Consider the following 18,417-nt stretch of genomic DNA (forward strand, 5'->3'; position numbering starts at 1 on the left):
GAGGCTTATACAACCAATGAGTATTTTACGTTCTTTGCTGAGTGACATCCCGATCCCTCCGATGGTGCGTATCCGCCAGAAGTTTGACGGAGCGATCATCGAAGATCATGTTGGCGTTCTGCGCCGTGAGCTGCAGAAGCCCGGGACAGTTGATCTGATCCAGCCCGGCCAATCGGTTGCTGTTGCGGTTGGCAGCCGCGGGGTCGCGAATATTGCCGACTTCACCCGCGTTACGATCGAGGCGATTCGCGCTGCAGGCGGAGAGCCGTTCATTGTGCCCTGCATGGGCAGTCACGGCGGAGCTACGGCGGCAGGCCAGCGCGATGTACTCCACCATCTTGGCGTGACGGAGGAAGCGATGGGGGCCCCGATCCGTTCTTCGATGGAAGTGGTGAAGATTGACGAGCTGCCGAATGGATTGCCGGTGTATGTGGATCAATTGGCTTCGGAGGCTGACGCCATTGTCGTCATCAACCGGGTTAAACCCCACACCGCGTTCCGCGGGGCGATCGAGAGCGGCATTATGAAGATGATCGCGATTGGACTCGGCAAGCAGAAGGGTGCGGAAGCATGCCACCAGCTTGGCTTCAAGTACATGGCGGAGAACGTGCCGGCGATGGCCCGTATCATGATAGATAAGCTGCCCATCTTGTTCGGCATCGCGCTTGTTGAGAACGCCTATGACCAGACTTGCCGCATTGAAGTGCTGCCAGCTGCCGAGATTGAACAACGTGAGATTGTGTTGCTGGAGGAAGCGAAGTCTCGTCTGCCTAAGATATTGTTCGAGCAGATCGATGTGCTCGTGATCGACTATATTGGCAAGAACATCAGCGGAGACGGAATGGACCCGAACGTGACCGGGCGTTACCCTACTCCTTATGCACATGGGGGTCCGGACGTCTCGAAGATGGTCGTGCTTGACCTAACTTATGAGACGAAGGGCAATGCCAACGGCGTGGGGACAGCTGACTTCACGACGCAACGGCTAGTGGATCAGATGGATCGTGATGCCACATACGCCAATGGATTGACGTCCACCGTGTGTGCGCCGACGAAGATCGCCACCACACTCGAGAACGACTTTTACGCGATTAAGGCTGCGGTCAAAACTTGCAATATTCTCGATTATACGAAATGCCGTCTTGTGAGAATTAAGGACACACTGCATTTGGGAGAAATAGAGATTTCCGTTAATTTGCTTGAGGAAGCACGTCTTAATCCAGATATCGAAATCTTAAGCGAACCTTACGAATTGAAGTTTAACGAGGAAGGGAATTTGACAACATGAGTTATGTGATTGCCGTGGACCTGGGCACGACAAGCGCGAAGACACTTGTCATCGACCGCAATGGCCGTGTACTGGCTTCACACGCGATTGAGTACCCGCTCCATACACCAAGTCCCGATCGTGCGGAGCAGGATCCGTTGGAAATATTCCACGCGGCTGTCCGCGGAATCGGAGAAGTGATCCGCAAGGCCGGTATTGCCAGCAGCGAAGTGTTGTGTGTTTCGTTCAGTTCGGCGATGCATAGTCTCATAGCCGTCGACCGGGATGTGACGCCGCTTACAGCTTGCATCACTTGGGCGGACAACCGCAGCGTTGGCTACGTGGATATACTGAAGCGCGAGCTGAATGGCCACGAGATATACCGCAACACCGGAACGCCGATTCACCCGATGTCGCCGCTCCTGAAGCTCATGTGGTTCACGCGCAACGAGCCGGAGTTGGTCAGCCGGACATACAAGTTCATTGGCATTAAGGAATTCGTCTTCGCCAAGCTGTTCGGCCGCTTCGTCATCGATTATTCGCTGGCGAGTGCGACAGGCCTTTTCAATCTGCGTGCACTCGATTGGGATGAGGAAGCGCTCCGCGTTGCAGGAATCGCCAGAGAACAGCTCTCAGAGCCGGTCTCGACGACACACATCATGCAGGGCTTGTCAGCCGATTATGCGGCCGAGACCGGCTTGTCGGCGGACACGCCATTCGTCATCGGAGCTTCGGACGGTGTACTCGCCAATCTTGGCGGCGGCGCCTTCGAACCCGGCGTCTACTCGGTGACGATCGGGACGAGCGGTGCGGTGCGTGGTACGGTCCGCGAACCGCTGACTGATCCGGAGGGGCGGCTGTTCTGTTATGCGCTCAAGGAAGATTTCTGGGTCATTGGCGGAGCGATCAATAACGGCGGTATTATGTTCCGCTGGGTTCGCGACCAGCTAGCCACACTTGAAGCTGAGGAAGGCCGGCGGCGTGGGATGGACCCGTATGATTATTTGACCGACATCGCGGCTCAGGTCGCACCGGGCTCAGACGGGTTGATCTTCCACCCGCTCTTGGCTGGCGAACGCGCTCCATATTGGAACGCCAATGCTCGCGGGATGTTCTTCGGACTGTCGCTGTTCCACGAGAAGAAGCACATGATCCGAGCGGTGCTCGAAGGGGTCATGTACCGCATTCATTCCGTTGTAAGTGCACTTGAGGAAGTTGGCGGCCCGACTAGAGAAATTCGTGCTTCCGGCGGCTTCGCCCGCTCTCCGTTCTGGCTGAACATGATGGCCGATGTACTCGGCTCGACGGTGTCTGTTCCGCCCTCTATCGAGAGTTCAGGGCTTGGCGCCGCACAGCTCGGGCTGCTTGCGACCGGGGAGATCCGCGACTTCTCCTCGATTCACGACTGGGTGAGCGGTGCAGCGTATTATGAGCCGAACAAAGCCAATCATGAAGTGTACCAGGAACTGACCGCGATCTATATGCAGGTGTACAAGCAGTTGAAGGAGCCGTTCGACGCAATTGCTGCTTTTCAGAAAAAACACGTTAATAGCGGTACAAGCAAGTAAACAGTCATGTGGGGGGAAATCAACGATGAATTTATTCGATCTATCGGGGAAAACAGCCGTTATTATCGGGGGTAACAGCACACTGGGCGGTTGGATGGCGCAAGCGTTGGGCGGCTATGGAGCAGATGTCGCGATTGTGGGCCGCAATGCGGAGAAGAGCGAGGAAGTGGTACGCCAGGTTACGGAATCCGGAGCGCGGGCGCAAAGCTTCTCAGCGGATACGACTAGTGCCGATGACTTGAAGCGGGTATTGTCCGAAGTGTTGGCCTGGACCGGCCGTGTGGACATCTTGATGAACTGTCCGGGCAAGAATAGCCCAACTCCGTTCTTCGAGATCACTATGGAAGAATGGGATTCGATCATGGATGTGAATCTCAAGGGTGTTGTGCTGGCTTGTCAAATATTCGGTAAACATATGGTCGATCAAGGAGAAGGCGGCAGCATCATCAACATTTCGTCCGTTTCCTCAGACCCGCCGCTTTCCAAAGTATTCACGTATTCGGCGTCGAAAGCGGCTGTCAACAGCGTTACGAAGTTTCTTGCTCGCGAATTCGCACCTGCTCGTGTACGCGTCAATGCGATTATTCCTGGATTCTTCCCGGCAGAGCAGAACCGCAAGATTTTGTCGCCGGAACGTACCGCTTCGATTCTCGGCCATACTCCGATGAACCGCTTCGGCGATCCGCAGGAGCTGCAAGGTGCGGCAGTGTATTTGGCAGCTGACAAGGCTTCCGGCTTCGTGACCGGGACGTTGTTGCGAGTGGATGGCGGATTTGGGGCTATGACAATTTAATCAATTTGTTATAATATAGCGAGAGACACAAACATACTGAAGATAAAGGGTGGAATCAGAACTATGACCAAGCAACAAATCGGTGTAGTCGGACTAGCCGTCATGGGCAAAAACCTGGCGCTTAACATTGAAAGCCGCGGGTTCACAGTATCCGTATTCAATCGTTCCCGCGAGAAGACGGACGATATGCTGAACAACGAAGCGAAAGGTAAGAACCTCGTAGGGACATACAGTGTCGAAGAATTCGTTCAATCGCTGGAAACGCCGCGCAAAATATTGCTGATGGTTATGGCTGGCAAGCCAACTGACGATACGATCAACCAACTGTTGCCGCATTTGGATGAAGGTGATATTCTGATCGACGGAGGGAACGCCTACTTCCCGGACACACAGCGCCGCAACAAGGAACTGTCCGCCAAGAACATTCGCTTCATCGGAACCGGCGTATCTGGCGGCGAAGAGGGCGCGTTGAAAGGTCCATCGATTATGCCAGGCGGCCAAGAGGATGCGTACAAGCTGGTTGAGCCGATTCTCAAGGCTATCTCTGCGAAAGTAGGCGACGACGCCTGTTGTACATATATTGGACCTGATGGAGCAGGGCACTATGTGAAGATGGTGCATAACGGGATTGAATATGGCGACATGCAGTTGATCTGTGAAGCTTACCAACTGTTGAAGGACGTTCTGGGCTTGTCCGCTCAGGAACTGCATGAGACGTTCTCGGAATGGAATAACGGGGAGCTGGATAGCTACTTGATCGAGATTACGGCTGATATATTCACGAAGATCGATCCAGAAACCGGCAAGCCGATGGTCGATGTTATTCTGGATAAGGCTGGACAGAAGGGAACAGGCAAGTGGACAAGCCAAAGCGCCTTGGACTTGGGCGTACCATTGTCGATCATCACCGAATCCGTCTTCTCGCGGATGCTGTCAGCTATGAAGGATGAGCGTGTTGAGGCGAGCAAGCTGTTGAAAGGTCCGAAGGCGAGTCTTACGGGCGTGGACAAGCAAGCATTCATCGAATCGGTGCGCAAGGCATTATACGCTAGCAAAATTTGCTCGTATGCACAAGGCTTCGCCCAAATGCGTGCCGCATCCGAGGAATACGGCTGGAACTTGAAGTATGGGAACATCGCGATGATATTCCGCGGCGGCTGCATCATTCGCGCACGTTTCCTACAGAACATCAAGGACGCTTATGACCACAATCCGGAGCTTCGCAACCTGCTGTTGGACACGTACTTCAAAGACATCGTAGAAAATTATCAGGATGCGTGGAGAAGTGTAGTAACGACTGCTGTTGCTAACGGAATTCCGGCACCCGGTTTCGCTTCCGCGCTGGCTTACTATGACAGCTACCGGACGGAACGTCTTCCGGCGAACTTGCTGCAGGCGCAGCGCGACTACTTCGGAGCACATACGTTCCAACGGGTGGACAAAGAGGGATCGTTCCACTTCGAGTGGATGAAGAACTAAGGTTTTCCGGTATTTCCGGGGGCATATAAGCCGTATGCCGCTTCTCGCAAACAGATGCGGAGGCGGTCGGCCTCTTGACCGTAACAAGGTCTGCGGTTCATGAGCATGGAGGCCGCTTCGGCGTAATGTTGGAAGTTTCTAAGCAGGCGTGGTTGATCCAGATCCAGCAATCGAGGATCTCCATCAGCCACCTTTTTTTTGACAACTTCCAATACCCAGATTACATCTTCTTTACACAAAGCGTGATCGGAGCTTAGAATTTGCTCTAACCGATCGTTTCGTGGGGACGGCTGTCCCGCGAGGGCATGCTGCATGAAGTGTTCACTCCTTTATACTTCTTGTACTTGTACTATTCATCATTACTATTCATTTTGCGAATTATTCACGAAATTTTGGATATTGCAGACAATTCCGTTCATTGTCCGCACATATCGCACATGATATGATATTCCAAAAACAGAAGGAGGGAAGACGGAATGTCAGAAAAAGCTATTATCTTGGTAGGATTTATGGGGACGGGGAAATCTACGGTCGCGCAGCAGTTGGCCGCTCGACTCGGTTGGCGAAAAGTAGATCTCGATCTGGCGATAGAAGAAAATCAGGGCTGCAGCATTCCTGAATTGTTCACGAGCCGGGGAGAGCCCTACTTTCGCCAATTAGAAACAGATGTGCTTAAGCAAACATTAGAAGGATCGGAAGGTATTGTCGTTGCTACTGGAGGAGGAGCAGTGCTGGCTGAAGCGAACCGCAAGACGATGCTGGCCTCTGGGTTGGTCGTAGCGTTGACGGCAACTGTGGAGTCTATACTGAGCCGGGTACAGAACGATCCGAATCGTCCCTTATTGCAAGGAAATGCCGCGGAATCTGTACCCAAGCTGTTGGAATCCCGTAAGCATGCCTACGACTTCGCGCATATGCATATCGATACGACGGAGAAGAGCGTAGACGAGATTGTCGGGTTGATTGTCGAGCGATCTAGAGCAAGCAGCTCTTTCAATTAGTTACAGGTTATCCCATTCCATCATACCGCCTGTCATATTCTTCAGGTTCGGGATACCGAGCGATTGCAAGTATTGACAAGCCTTCGAACTGCGGTTACCGCTGCGGCATATCATAATGATTTCGTCAGACCGTTCGATCTCTTCATGACGATCCGGTAGCTCGCCCAAGCGAATATGTTTGGCACCAGGGATCATGCCTGCTGCAACCTCATCATCTTCGCGGACATCGATCATGTTAAGACGTTCGCCATTCGTGAGCCGTTGCTTGATTTCAGCCGGGGAAATGTTCAGAATCGCGTTACTCATATCGGGAAAAAACCTCCTTTTTAATGTGGGTGTATCTTGCTTCCGATATTAGTAGAATCAGCGTATGAAGTCAATGAATCAACATTTACATAGACATCACCACGTTAGGAAGTGCGTACCCTTGATTGCGTTGTACATCGGCGTAGCCGGAATGGTCGGCGCACTGCTGCGATATGCTTGTGGACTAACCATGGAGCCCCTATATCGGTCCGGTTCATTTCCGCTTGCAACACTTCTCATCAACTGGCTAGGCTGTATGGCGTTAGCTTGGCTGCTGCATTCTCCAGTGGCTAAGCGCCGCTTGTCGGATAGATGGCGGACTACGCTCGGTTCGGGGTTGATCGGTTCGTTCACGACCTTCTCGGCATTCAGCGTCGAGACCGTCTCCCTGATTAATGAGCAGCGCTGGTTGACAGCGGTGCTGTATGTCGGACTAAGTGCTTGCGGAGGCTTGTTGTTCGCCTGGCTTGGAGAGAGGATTGCCCATCGGCTACAGAGTGAGGACGGAACCTTATGATCCTAACATTCTCCCATATGATGGCGGTAGCAGCAGGTGGTTTTGCAGGGGCGAATGCCCGGTATTTCTTGACCCGCTGGATCAACAACCGATTCCAAAACGATTTTCCGTATGGTACACTGGTTGTAAACCTGATGGGCAGCTTCGCGTTAGGTTGGATAGTAGGAGACGGATGGAGCGAATCTATGCGCTTGTTGCTCGGAACTGGGTTTCTGGGAGCATTCACCACGTTCTCCAGCTTGAAAGTTGATTGCCTGAGATTGTTACGTAATCGCAAGTTCGCGTTGCTAGTCATATACTTATTGCTCACATACGGAGTGGGGCTAGGATTTGCGGCAGCGGCATTTTATATGAGTAACGGATAACATGCTTGACCATGAACAGGAAGAGGGATTGCACTCATGAAAGCCATCGTACAACCTACACTTACATTACAAGGTGAAATCAACGCGCTATCCTCCAAAAATTATACGACACGCTATATGCTGATCGGCGCACTTGCGGAAGGGACAAGCACGATTCATTATCCAGCACATAGCGAAGATAGCGATGCCATGAGACGCTGTATCCGCGATTTGGGTGCAGAGCTGGATGAGAATGAAGAACGTATCATTATTAAGGGGTTCGGCAACCGCCCCTTACCTGTGAAAGAGTTGAATGTGGGCAATGCAGGTGCCGTGTTACGGTTCCTCATGTCAACGGCTGCCTTCTGTCCGGACGTGACGTTTGTCAATACGTACCCCGATTCACTCGGCAAGCGGCCGCATAACGACTTGATCGACGCCCTGCAGCATATGAACGTTCAAGTCGAGCATAACAACGGTCGTCTGCCGATCACTATTCGGGGTGGACGTCCAGTGGGTGGACGAATCCAGGTGTCCGGGTCGGTCAGCTCGCAGTATCTCAGTTCGCTGCTATTCATGACACCTCTGCTCGAGGAAGACAGTGAAATCGAAGTGTTGCACGACTTGAAGTCCAAAGTAGTCGTCGGCCAAACGCTTGAGGTGCTTCGCCAAGCAGGCATCCAAGTGGAAGCGAGCGAGGATCTTATGCACTACCGTATACCGGGGCGTCAGCGCTATGCCGCCAAGGAGTATGTTGTACAGGGGGATTATCCGGGATCGGCAGCTGTATTAGCAGCAGCGGCGGTAACAAACTCCAATGTGCGCCTACTGCGCTTGGAAGAGAATAGCAAGCAAGGCGAGCGCGCGGTCGTCGATGTGCTGAAGGCCATGCAAGTGCCTCTCACACACAAGGATGGAGTCGTACACGTGCAAGGCAACGGCAAACTGAAAGCCGTCGAGTTCGACGGGGATCACTTCACAGACGGCGTATTGGCAATGGTAGCCGCTGCCGTGTTCGCAGAAGGAACATCCCGCTTCTACAATGTAGAGAACTTGCGCTACAAGGAATGTGACCGCATTACCGACTATTTGAACGAACTTCGCAAAGCCGGGGCGAACGTAGAAGAGCGGCAGAGCGAGATCATCGTTCACGGTCGGCCGGAAGGTGTCGAGGGTGGCGTCGAGATTGATGCTCATTACGACCATCGTGTCATTATGGCACTGACAGTCGTTGGCTTGCGCTCCAAGCTAGGGCTGACGATCAAGGATGCGCATCATGTGGCCAAGTCTTACCCGCAGTACTTCGACCATTTGCAATCGATCGGAGCTCGTGTGGAACTGAAGTAAATCATGTTGGAAATCGAGTGATGCCTAGATGGTTCAGGTATGGAATGTCGCCAAATACTCATTCACTTTGCTATTAATTGCTGGACTGTTATTCTCAAGTGGTGTATTCAGCGTCCTTCTTTATGCCAAGATAACAGGGAAAGACGTGGAATGGTTTGCTCAGTCCGCTCCACTTGTACCGTTGCCGGCAACGATCGCTTCGATCACGCCTGTTCCGACTCCGGTTATACAAGAGAAGCCGAAGTCGGTGCTGATCGATGCGCCCCATGTTCGGCAGCTGCCAGAGCTTCCGTCCGGCTGCGAAATTACGAGCTTAACGATGCTGCTACAATTTTATGGAGTGGACAAAGGCAAGATGGACCTGGTGCCAGAGATGAAGAAAGACCCGACGCCGATCGTATGGGGCGACAACGGCATCCAATCGTGGGGCAACCCGAATGTGGGGTTCGTAGGAGAGGTTACGGGTAAAGGAAAAGGCTTCGGGATATTTCATGGTCCCTTGATGGAACTGCTCAAGAGTTACGTTCCGAAGGCCGTTGATCTGACTGGTGGAACGTTCGACGCGCTGGAGAAGCAACTTGCGGATGGAATTCCGTCCGTGGTCTGGACTACAATTGACTATGCTGTCCCGACGCAATGGGTGGAATGGAACACGGCACAGGGCAAGGTGGTCACCACTTTCATGGAGCATGCAGTACTGCTTGTGGGGTATGATGAGACGAATGTGTATGTGAACGATCCTCTCAAAGGAACCAAGAGCATTCCAATCAACAAGCAAGCTTTCGTGAAAGTATGGGAAGCGATGGGCAAGCAGGCTTTATCTTATACCAAATGATCGGCGAAAGGTGGAATTATCATGGCATTGGAAAACCCTACTCGGGAAGAGATTAAGCAATTGTTGTTAGCGACCAAGACAATTGCCGTTGTTGGCTTATCCGATAAGCCGGACCGTACTTCCTACATGGTATCAGAAGCTATGCAGGCGAAGGGCTACCGGATTATTCCGGTCAATCCGAATGCGAAGGAAATCTTGGGAGAGAAAGTGTACGCATCGCTGCTCGATATTGAAGAGCCTGTAGATATCGTCAATGTATTCCGCCGCAGTGAGGATATTGGACCGATTGCAGAGCAGACCGTTCAAATGAAGACGAAACCCAAGGCGTTCTGGTTGCAGCTTGGTATTGTAAATGAGGAAGCCGGACAGCTTGTTGCTGAGCAGGGCATTCAAGTTATTATGGATCGGTGTATCAAGGTGGAGGATTCTATTCTGTTGCCTCGGAAGTAAGGATACAGTAAATAGGTTCCAGCCATAAATGTTGTACATAGGGTGAACACTAAGAAAGGCTTTGGGATGAGTTCCACTGTGAAGTGGATCGCAAACTGAAGACCTTTCTTTTTTGTATGCTTAACCCAAACCAAACCACCATACTCGAAGAGAAGGAGGAATCCGTTTATGCAGAATACGAATACGACAACCCCGGACCGCAACATGATCACGGACAAAGAGTTGAATTACATTAAGGATTTCTTGTCATGGGAACTTCTTGCCGTCAAGAAGTGTGAAGATGCGGCGAAAGCTTGCACTGACCCGCAAATTCAAAGCTTGATTCAGCAGACCGGTAGCAAACATCAGCAGCATTACAACCAACTATTAACCCATCTACAATAAGAGGAGGAATATCGACGCATGCCCGTTACAATTGCAATGCCGCAGACAGGTGAGCTGCCAACCGTGAAAGGCCCCGAGATGAACGACCGGGATTGGATCAATGATATTCTCTCTTACGAGAAATATTTGACCTATGGCTATAATACGGGTCTGAACGAAGCGCAAAATCCACAGCTTCATCAAACGGTTCAGACGATCCTGAACGATGCCCATAGCTCACAGGTGCAACTATTCAACCTGATGTTCCAAAAGGGCTGGTATAAGATGAAAGCCGCTGACCAGCAGGAAATGACTCAAGCCTATACACAATTCAACGGCTACAAGTCACAGTTTCCTGGCGGACAGTAATCTTTTTTTTGCCTGACGGGAACAGGAAGAACACCATGAATGGCTCCGCATTCAAGGTGTTCTTCTTGTGTTACAGGAAGTCAACCTATCATCCTTTGACAAAAAAGGACGCAGCCAGTACATTGGAATAAGATAGTAGAAGCAGTCGGGAAGCTTGTGCTTTTGAAATGTATTTTATCTCTAGGAGGCTGCTTGTGAACGTAAACTGGAACTGGATGGGCAACTTGCAGCAATTCGGCAGATCGCTGATGATACCGACGATCGCTTTGCCAGCTGCTGCGATATTGCTTTTCCTGGGGAATTTACCTTGGAACGCACTAGGATTGGGACAGTTCGGAGACATCCTCGTGTTTTCCGGCAGCTCCATCTTCACATACTTACCCTTTCTATTTTCTGTCGGCGTTGCCCTTGGATTGACACAGAATGCCGGTATTGCTGGACTTGCGGCGCTGCTCGGGTACTTCATATTCGTATCGGCTACCCAATATTTTACAGGTTCGAATTTCGAGATGGGGGTAGCGGGCGGTATCGTTATCGGAGTATTAGCCGCGTTGTCGTACCACCGATTCAAGTCGATCCAATTACCGGAGTACATACAGTTTTTTGGCGGTCCGCGGTTCGTTCCTTTGTTCATGTGCTTTGTGTCGATCTTGCTCTCTTACATAACGATTCAGGTCGGTCCTTCCGCACAAGCGGTCATGGATCGGTTCGGTGATTGGATCTTGTCTCATGGAGCTTGGGGAACATTTGTATATGGGGTAGCCTATCGATTGCTAGTGCCGTCTGGGCTGCATCATATATTGAACAATGTGGTATGGTTCCAAGTCGGTTCCTACCCATTGGAGGACGGTACGGTACTGTACGGTGATTTGCCAAGGTTCTTCGCTGGAGATCCGGAGGCAGGTATTTTCATGGCGGGCTTATACCCGATCATGATGTTTGCGCTGCCCGCAATCGCGTTCGCTATTATCCATGAAGCGCGGGAAGATTTGAAGCCGCAAGTGAAAGCTACGTTCCTTACAGCAGCGTTGACCTCTTTCCTAACCGGTGTTACCGAACCGATCGAATTCGCTTTCTTGTTCGTCGCCCCTTATTTGTTCGTAGTTCATGCGATATTATCGGGTGTAGCGATGTGGTTGGCATATATCCTGGACATCCATCACGGATTCTCATTTTCGGCGGGAGCGATTGATTATTTGATTAACGAGCATCTGGCTCGCAACGGACTGCTGTTGATTCCGATCGGTATCGTATTCGGTATCGTCTATTATGTGCTGTTCCGTTGGGCAATCCGCCGCTTCCGAATTCCAACTCCAGGTCGGGAGGAAGGATCGCAGCTTGAGGAATGGGCGGGAGATATTCGGTACCGGGCTCCATTAATACTTCAGGCGTTAGGCGGCAAAAACAATGTTGTGCAGATTGAAGCATGTATCACGAGACTGAGGCTTACGCTCGCTAACGATAAGGTGATGGACACGAATGCGCTGAAACATCTGGGGGCGGCAGGTGTGATCCGGTTAGGCGGCGGGAATGTGCAGGTCGTATTCGGTACCTTCTCCGAGCTGATCCGCGAGCAGATCGTTAAGGTGTTGCATCGTGACATTCGTCAGGTCCATTTTCATGCGCCCGTACAAGGGAATATGATCCCGATTGAAGAAGTGCCAGACACCATATTCGCGCAGAAGCTCGTTGGGGATGGGGTCGCTTTTTATCCAGATCGGGGGGAATTAGTTTCTCCGGTGGCAGGCACAGTTATTATCTTATATCCTACGATGCATGCGATCGGATTGAAGACGGAAGACGGGCTTGAAGTGCTCCTGCACATCGGGATTGATACGTCTCATCTGCAGGGAAAATGGTTTCAGTCGGTCGTCCAAGTCGGAGATATGGTCATGCCTGGTCAGTTATTGATCAAGTTCGATCTTCAGAAGATTAAGAAGCATGCCAAATCACTAGCTACACCGATGGTAATCACGAATATGGATATTGTAAAGTCATGGGCGTTCGCCCCGTACAAGCACGTTAAGAAAGGTCAAGCATCCGTAATGTCGGTTATCATGAAAGAGGACGTCACAGGAGGGGATCAGACACATGATTAAGGGCAGCAGAGCGGCATCCGGTATCGCAATTGGCAAAGCGTTCGTCCTGCCTGACTGGGAATGGGACCTTCCTGAGGACATCATCGATGTGAACGACCTTGCTTATGAGTTTGAAAAGTTGTATGAAGGCATTCGTACGTCCAAGACAGAGATCCAGGCGATCAAGTATGACATTGCTGAAGTTCTAGGTACGGAGGAATCGAACATATTCGACGCCCACCTCGCCATTCTGGAGGACCCTGTATTCATGAACGAAGTGTCGGGCATCATTCAACGACAGTACAAGGCGGCCGAAGTTGCGGTGAAAGAAGTGGTCGACAAATTCGTCAACATGTTCGACCTGTTGGATGACGACTATATGAAGGAACGGGCACTCGATATTAAGGACGTCGGGACCCGATTGCTCAAGCATCTGCTAGGGTCCGTCGAAACGTCGCAGCCTCCACAGGATCAGCCGTTCATCGTCATTGCCAAGGAGCTGACGCCTTCACAACTCGCGCATCTGAATCCCTCCCAACTGTTGGGTGTCGTCACACAGTTTGGTGGGACTACCTCACATACCGCGATTATGGCGCGAGCGATGGGCATTCCGTTCGTCTTCGGGATCGATTCGACGATTCAGACCGGAGACGGCGTTATTATCGATGGCGATGAAGGAATTGTTCTGGTGAACCCCGAGAGCACTACGATTGAGGAGTATCGGGACAAGAAGCGGAGCTGGCTCGAGTATCGGCAGAAGCTGCAACAAATTGTTAGCTTGCCTCCAGTCACGCGGGATGGCAGGTGTGTCCGATTAGGCGCGAATATTAACTCCTTCAAGGATTTAGAGCTTGCCTTGAGCAATGGTGCGTCGGGAGTCGGATTGTTCCGCACAGAATTTCTATATATGGATCGTCATAACTTGCCGAGAGAAGAAGAACAATTCGAAGTGTATCGTCAAGTGGCCGAGCAGTTACAGGGGAAGTCACTCATTATCCGCACGTTGGATATAGGCGGTGACAAACAGTTGGATTACTTGCCACTGCCGGATGAAGACAATCCTGCCCTCGGTTACCGGGCGATTCGAATTCTGCTGGACCGCAGGGACTTGTTCAAGACCCAGCTGAAGGCCATTCTTCGCGCAGGCTGCTACGGGGATGTAAAGATCATGTACCCGATGATATCCTCCATTGAGGAGCTGCGTCGTGCCGGCGAGGTGTTGGAGTTGGCGAAGCGGGAGCTGCGGGAAGCGAAAGTCGCGTTCCACGAATCGATAGACGTAGGTATTATGATCGAGGTGCCAGCTGCTGTGGCCATTGCCGATCTGCTGGCGCAGGAAGTGCAGTTTTTCAGCATCGGCACTAATGATCTGGTGCAGTATGTGCTGGCGGTTGATCGGATGAATGAGCATATCTCCCACTTGTATAACCCGTATCATCCTGCCGTGATCCGGATGTTGAAACATACGGTTGATGCGGCCCGGAATCAGGGAATCGCGGTCGGAGTGTGCGGCGAGCTGGCTGGTGATGTGTATGCCCTGCCGATCTGGCTTGGCCTCGGCGTACACGATCTGAGTATGTCCGCGCATTCGATCCTGCCGATCAAGAATCGGCTGATCGAGTCTACAGAGCAAGAGTGTCGCGAGATCATGGAACGAGTAATGGCTTGTCGTACTAGCGAGGAGATTCGTACGCTGCTTCGTGTGCAGGAGTAACTGAGGTAGTAGTGTTGAGGTCAACTAAATGTAGCTTTGAAGACGGAACCGCGGTTCCGTCTTATTTTTATTTCGGGAAGTTTAGCTGTTGGGGTTCTGGGGGAGTTCGGAGGTTGGGGCTCATTCGCACGAATCCTGCAAAAGTACATGATTTTTAATCTGTTTGCATAGAGGGCAGGCAGAGGGAGTGGAGAAGCGGTAGCGTCCGCCTTTGAAATCTTGGCGCAACTACGACAAAACTACAATTCAAGGGCCGAGATTTCAACAGCGGTCGTAACCCCTCTGACTGCCCTCCCTGCGCACATAACTGAACTCAACGACCATGGACCCGGCTGCTGGCTGCATGGCAACAGGACGTAACAATATGAAGATCATGTAAAGGAATAACAAGCTTTAATAAAAAATCACATGTAAGCGTCTCCAGCTATCCGCTATCATAAAGACATAAGCAAGTCCGCTAGACAAAAGCAAACAACCATCATGGAAGGGAGGGAACCAGATGGCTTCCAATCCATCAGTAGTAAACGGTACCACATCACATATTGACCCGAATCAGTACCAGAATGTGCCCAAGAAGAAAAGTTATTTCGTGAGAAACTGGCCTTTATACTCCATGATCTTGCCGGGTTTACTGTTCTTCATTATCTTCAAGTACATTCCGCTCGGGGGAAGCATCATCGCTTTCCAGGACTACAACATATTCGACGGGGTATTTGGCAGCAAATTTGTCGGCTTGAAGCATTTCGAGAATTTGTTCGCCTATCCGGAGTTTTACCGGATCTTCAAGAACACGCTGCTCATCAGTCTATATCAGCTCGTATTTGGCTTCCCGGCACCGATTATTCTGGCACTTCTGCTGAATGAGATCGGAAAAGCGGTATTCAAGCGAACGGTGCAAACGATTTTATATTTGCCCCATTTCCTGTCTTGGGTTATCGTAGGGGGTTTGGTCATCAACTTCTTGTCCCCAAGCGTGGGGATGCTCAACGACATTATCAAGTGGTTCGGCGGTGAGCCGATCTTCTTCATGCAGGAGCCAGGCTACTTCAGAACGATTATCGTGTCTTCGGGGTTGTGGAAGGAGATCGGGTGGAGTACGATTATTTACTTGGCAGCACTGGCTGGGATTAACCCGGATCTATACGAAGCGGCAGAAGTGGATGGGGCGGGGAAGATGCGCCAAGTATTCAACATAACATTGCCGAGCATTTTACCTACAATCATGGTGCTGCTGCTTCTACGGATAGGTAATGTATTGGACCTTGGCTTTGAGCAAATCTACATCTTCCTCAATCCGCTCGTTACAGAGACTGGCGAAGTGTTCGACACTTACATTTACCGAATTGGTCTGTTAGGCGGCCAATATAGCTATACGACGGCAATTGGGCTATTCAAATCGGTGATCGGGTTCGTGCTGCTAGTAGGCGCTAACTTCTTGAGCCGCAAGACGACAGGCAATTCCATTTATTAAGCGGAGGATGTGATACCATGATCAAGGCAACCGTTCCTCAGCGGTCTTTCAAAGTGTTCAATTACTTGTTTCTGTCGCTGTTCAGCATTACGATGCTTGTCCCGTTCTTCCACATACTCGCCGGGTCATTCAGTGGTAACCGAGCATTGATAGAGGGCAGGGTCGGCATTTGGCCGGTGGACTTCACATTTTCGAACTATGCAGTCGTATTAGCAGACGCGTCGATTTGGAAATCGTTCGGCATAACGGTATTCATCACCGTTGTCGGTACCACAATCAATTTGATCCTTACTTGTTTAATGGCATACGGGCTGTCCAAGAGTGAATTAAGAGGACGTTCATTCCTGTTGTTGCTCGTCCTGTTCACGATGATTTTTCAGGCGCCGCTTATTCCAACCTACCTGCTAGTCAAATCGTTAGGCATGCTGAATACGGTATGGGCGATTATGATTCCGGGTGCGATCAGCGCTTTTAATCTAATTATTATGATCTCTTTCTTCCGGAATATCCCGGATGGGTTGCTCGATTCGGCCAGGATTGACGGCTGCGGGGAGTACAGAACCTTGTTCCAGATCGTACTTCCGTTATCGTTACCTTCACTCCTGACTATCGGATTGTTCTATGCCGTCGGGCATTGGAACAGCTATTTCTCTGCGCTGATGTATGTTCGCAATCCGAATCTCCATCCGTTGCAGGTCAAGCTCAGGCAGTTGATCGTCGAGAGCGATGTAGATTCGATGATGCAAAGCACCGTAGCTTCCATGCAGTCAGTTGAAGGTATCAAGATGGCTTCCATCATGTTCGCTACACTTCCGATTCTCGTGATTTATCCCTGGATTCAGAAGCATTTTGTCAAAGGCTCGATGCTCGGTTCCGTAAAAGGGTAAATTATATATGACAACCAGATAAAGGAGAGGGTTTCAAGTGAAGATGAAGAAAACGTTTTCCGTCCTGTTGAGCTCGGTGCTGATCGGTTCCACACTGGCTGGCTGTGCCTCCAAAGAAGAGGGCAAGGTCGATACGTCGAATGGTTCCGGTGCAGCAGCGCCTACCAAGATTAAAGTAGCATTAGGAACAGGGAATCTTCCTTATGTAACCGGTTCGCGCGACATTAACAGCGACAAGTATGTAACGAAGCTGGAGCAATTGTCCAACTCCGATCTAGATTTGCAGCTCATCCCTCACGAAAACTATTCGCAGAACATTACGCTTATGTTCGCAAGTGGAGAAATGCCAGACCTGCTTCAAACGAAAGGAATCAATACACCGGAAGTAGCGCCTGCAGTAGATTCCGGGAACTTGACACCGCTGAACGAACTTATTGATAAATACGGCCCGAACTTGAAGAAATTCATTCCGCAAGAATCATGGGATTCCGCACGTGTAAGCAAAGACGGCAAAATATATGGAATTCCGCAAGAAAACCCGATTCGAAACGGCACAGTCACCTATATTCGTCAAGATTGGCTGGACAAGCTGAATTTGAGTGTGCCCAAAACAGTGGATGAGTACATCACGGTGTTGAAAACGTTCAAAGAGAAAGATCCGAACGGCAATGGCAAGAACGATGAAGTTCCGTTCACGGCCCGCGCCAAGTTCTCCTTCGGTAATGCGTTCTTCGGGGCATATGATGTCATTCCTGGACTTTGGAAATTCCAAAACGATCAACTCGTGCCGAACTTCATTCGTCCAGAGATGGTAGACGCGTTGAAAGTATACCGTCAGTTGTATGAGCAAAAGCTGCTCGACAATGAATTCCTTGTTCAAGCAGGAAAAGACTGGGATGCCAAGATTAAAGGTGCGGCTGTAGCTGGAATGTGGTCCCACGCGGCATCATATCCGGATAAATGGCAATCAGACGTACAAGCAGGCGATCCTAATGCCAAAGTAGCTGTCATTCCTTCTCCGGTTGGCCCAAGTGGTAAAGCTGGTGCAGTAGACGAGATCGGGTCGTCTGTATCCGACTATGTATGGGTCATCCCGAAGAACACGAAAAATGCGATTGAAGTCATCAAATTCCTGGACTGGTACTACAATCCAGATAAAACGGATAAAGACAACTTCCTGCTATACGGTATTGAAGGCACAGATTATACCGTAGAGAATGGTAAGATCAAGTATAATTATCCTAAAAACGCTGACGAGATCGGTGCTGAATTCATGCACCAAGGGTGGTTGGCATTTACGGGACCCAAGAAATATTTGACCGACGAAACATTCATTAAGAACAAGCCGGGTGGCGATAAAATTCTCGCCGCATTGAAAGTAGCACAAGTTGAAGGTGCGAAAAACGACGGACTGGGTATGCCTTCCATGCCAACACTGCAAGCTCGTCCTGAATTGAAATATGACGGTCTGTGGCTGGAATTCGCATCCAAAGTAATTACAGGAAAAGAGTCTGTTGACAAGTTCAATGATTTTGTAGCCGATTGGAAGAAGCGCGGCGGGGATCAACTGATCAAGGAAGCAACGGACTGGTACAAATCGACACAGAAGAAGTAATGTGCTGTGTAAC

Annotated in this window: 19 protein-coding genes; 17 read left to right on the plus strand and 2 right to left on the minus strand. The window is 50.7% G+C overall.

Going from position 1 to position 18,417, the window contains the following annotated elements; genetic code table 11:
- The first annotated feature begins 16 nt into the window (after nucleotides 1–16).
- From AC1DWB_RS11980 to gndA, 4 genes are all read left to right on the plus strand, one after another.
- Entirely contained in the window at nucleotides 17–1,288 is a 1,272-nt protein-coding gene (locus AC1DWB_RS11980) for a nickel pincer cofactor-dependent isomerase, group 22 (protein ID WP_477541292.1), read from the plus strand.
- Nucleotides 1,285–2,835: a gluconokinase gene (gntK, locus tag AC1DWB_RS11985; protein ID WP_477541293.1), complete on the plus strand. Its 1,551-nt coding sequence runs from the start codon at nucleotides 1,285–1,287 to the stop codon at nucleotides 2,833–2,835. The genes AC1DWB_RS11980 and gntK overlap by 4 nt, the downstream gene beginning before the upstream one ends.
- A gap of 25 nt (nucleotides 2,836–2,860) precedes the next feature.
- On the plus strand, nucleotides 2,861–3,628 hold the full coding sequence (locus tag AC1DWB_RS11990; RefSeq protein ID WP_477541294.1) for an SDR family oxidoreductase: 768 nt from the start codon (nucleotides 2,861–2,863) through the stop codon (nucleotides 3,626–3,628).
- Between the two features lie 63 nt (nucleotides 3,629–3,691).
- Nucleotides 3,692–5,107: an NADP-dependent phosphogluconate dehydrogenase gene (gene gndA, locus AC1DWB_RS11995; protein WP_477541295.1), complete on the plus strand. Its 1,416-nt coding sequence runs from the start codon at nucleotides 3,692–3,694 to the stop codon at nucleotides 5,105–5,107.
- Here gndA and AC1DWB_RS12000 read toward each other — a convergent pair.
- On the minus strand, nucleotides 5,104–5,421 hold the full coding sequence (locus tag AC1DWB_RS12000) for a hypothetical protein (protein ID WP_477541296.1): 318 nt from the start codon (nucleotides 5,419–5,421) through the stop codon (nucleotides 5,104–5,106). The two genes, gndA and AC1DWB_RS12000, sit on opposite strands and share 4 nt — an antisense overlap.
- Before the next feature lie 162 nt (nucleotides 5,422–5,583).
- Here AC1DWB_RS12000 and AC1DWB_RS12005 point away from each other — a divergent pair, with 162 nt between their 5' ends.
- Nucleotides 5,584–6,108: a shikimate kinase gene (locus AC1DWB_RS12005; protein WP_477541297.1), complete on the plus strand. Its 525-nt coding sequence runs from the start codon at nucleotides 5,584–5,586 to the stop codon at nucleotides 6,106–6,108.
- On the opposite strand, the gene AC1DWB_RS12010 is transcribed toward AC1DWB_RS12005, so the two are convergent.
- Nucleotides 6,109–6,414, minus strand: coding sequence for a rhodanese-like domain-containing protein (locus AC1DWB_RS12010; RefSeq protein WP_477541298.1), 306 nt, complete (start codon nucleotides 6,412–6,414; stop codon nucleotides 6,109–6,111).
- Between the two features lie 121 nt (nucleotides 6,415–6,535).
- Here AC1DWB_RS12010 and crcB (AC1DWB_RS12015) point away from each other — a divergent pair, with 121 nt between their 5' ends.
- From crcB (AC1DWB_RS12015) to AC1DWB_RS12070, 12 genes are all read left to right on the plus strand, one after another.
- Complete coding sequence (gene crcB, locus AC1DWB_RS12015; RefSeq protein ID WP_477541299.1) at nucleotides 6,536–6,931, plus strand: fluoride efflux transporter CrcB; 396 nt, start codon at nucleotides 6,536–6,538, stop codon at nucleotides 6,929–6,931.
- A complete protein-coding gene (gene crcB, locus AC1DWB_RS12020) occupies nucleotides 6,928–7,296 on the plus strand; it encodes a fluoride efflux transporter CrcB (protein WP_477541300.1) in 369 nt (122 codons plus the stop codon). Before crcB (AC1DWB_RS12015) ends, crcB (AC1DWB_RS12020) begins: the two co-directional genes overlap by 4 nt.
- A 36-nt stretch (nucleotides 7,297–7,332) precedes the next feature.
- Nucleotides 7,333–8,622 (plus strand): 3-phosphoshikimate 1-carboxyvinyltransferase, encoded by a 1,290-nt coding sequence (aroA, locus tag AC1DWB_RS12025; RefSeq protein WP_477541301.1) that lies wholly within the window; start codon nucleotides 7,333–7,335, stop codon nucleotides 8,620–8,622.
- A gap of 28 nt (nucleotides 8,623–8,650) precedes the next feature.
- Nucleotides 8,651–9,457 (plus strand): C39 family peptidase, encoded by an 807-nt coding sequence (locus AC1DWB_RS12030; RefSeq protein ID WP_477541302.1) that lies wholly within the window; start codon nucleotides 8,651–8,653, stop codon nucleotides 9,455–9,457.
- Nucleotides 9,458–9,478: 21 nt separating this feature from the next.
- Nucleotides 9,479–9,907: a CoA-binding protein gene (locus AC1DWB_RS12035; RefSeq protein ID WP_477541303.1), complete on the plus strand. Its 429-nt coding sequence runs from the start codon at nucleotides 9,479–9,481 to the stop codon at nucleotides 9,905–9,907.
- 168 nt (nucleotides 9,908–10,075) lie between these two features.
- Nucleotides 10,076–10,291, plus strand: a complete 216-nt coding sequence (locus AC1DWB_RS12040; RefSeq protein WP_477541304.1) for a hypothetical protein — start codon at nucleotides 10,076–10,078, stop codon at nucleotides 10,289–10,291.
- An 18-nt stretch (nucleotides 10,292–10,309) separates the two neighbouring features.
- The gene (locus tag AC1DWB_RS12045) at nucleotides 10,310–10,639 is read left to right on the plus strand and encodes a spore coat protein (protein ID WP_477541305.1); all 330 of its coding nucleotides are present in this window, start codon (nucleotides 10,310–10,312) and stop codon (nucleotides 10,637–10,639) included.
- A 215-nt stretch (nucleotides 10,640–10,854) separates the two neighbouring features.
- A complete protein-coding gene (locus AC1DWB_RS12050) occupies nucleotides 10,855–12,738 on the plus strand; it encodes a glucose PTS transporter subunit IIA (protein ID WP_477541335.1) in 1,884 nt (627 codons plus the stop codon).
- Complete coding sequence (ptsP, locus tag AC1DWB_RS12055; RefSeq protein ID WP_477541306.1) at nucleotides 12,731–14,431, plus strand: phosphoenolpyruvate--protein phosphotransferase; 1,701 nt, start codon at nucleotides 12,731–12,733, stop codon at nucleotides 14,429–14,431. The genes AC1DWB_RS12050 and ptsP overlap by 8 nt, the downstream gene beginning before the upstream one ends.
- A gap of 499 nt (nucleotides 14,432–14,930) precedes the next feature.
- The gene (locus AC1DWB_RS12060; protein WP_477541307.1) at nucleotides 14,931–15,902 is read left to right on the plus strand and encodes an ABC transporter permease; all 972 of its coding nucleotides are present in this window, start codon (nucleotides 14,931–14,933) and stop codon (nucleotides 15,900–15,902) included.
- A gap of 17 nt (nucleotides 15,903–15,919) precedes the next feature.
- Nucleotides 15,920–16,789 carry a carbohydrate ABC transporter permease gene (locus AC1DWB_RS12065; RefSeq protein ID WP_477541308.1) on the plus strand — a complete coding sequence of 290 codons (870 nt, stop codon included), beginning with the start codon at nucleotides 15,920–15,922 and terminating at the stop codon, nucleotides 16,787–16,789.
- A gap of 43 nt (nucleotides 16,790–16,832) precedes the next feature.
- Entirely contained in the window at nucleotides 16,833–18,404 is a 1,572-nt protein-coding gene (locus AC1DWB_RS12070; protein ID WP_477541336.1) for an extracellular solute-binding protein, read from the plus strand.
- Nucleotides 18,405–18,417 lie beyond the last annotated feature (13 nt).

It is taken from the genome of Paenibacillus sp. P4_E11 (genome assembly GCF_056401635.1).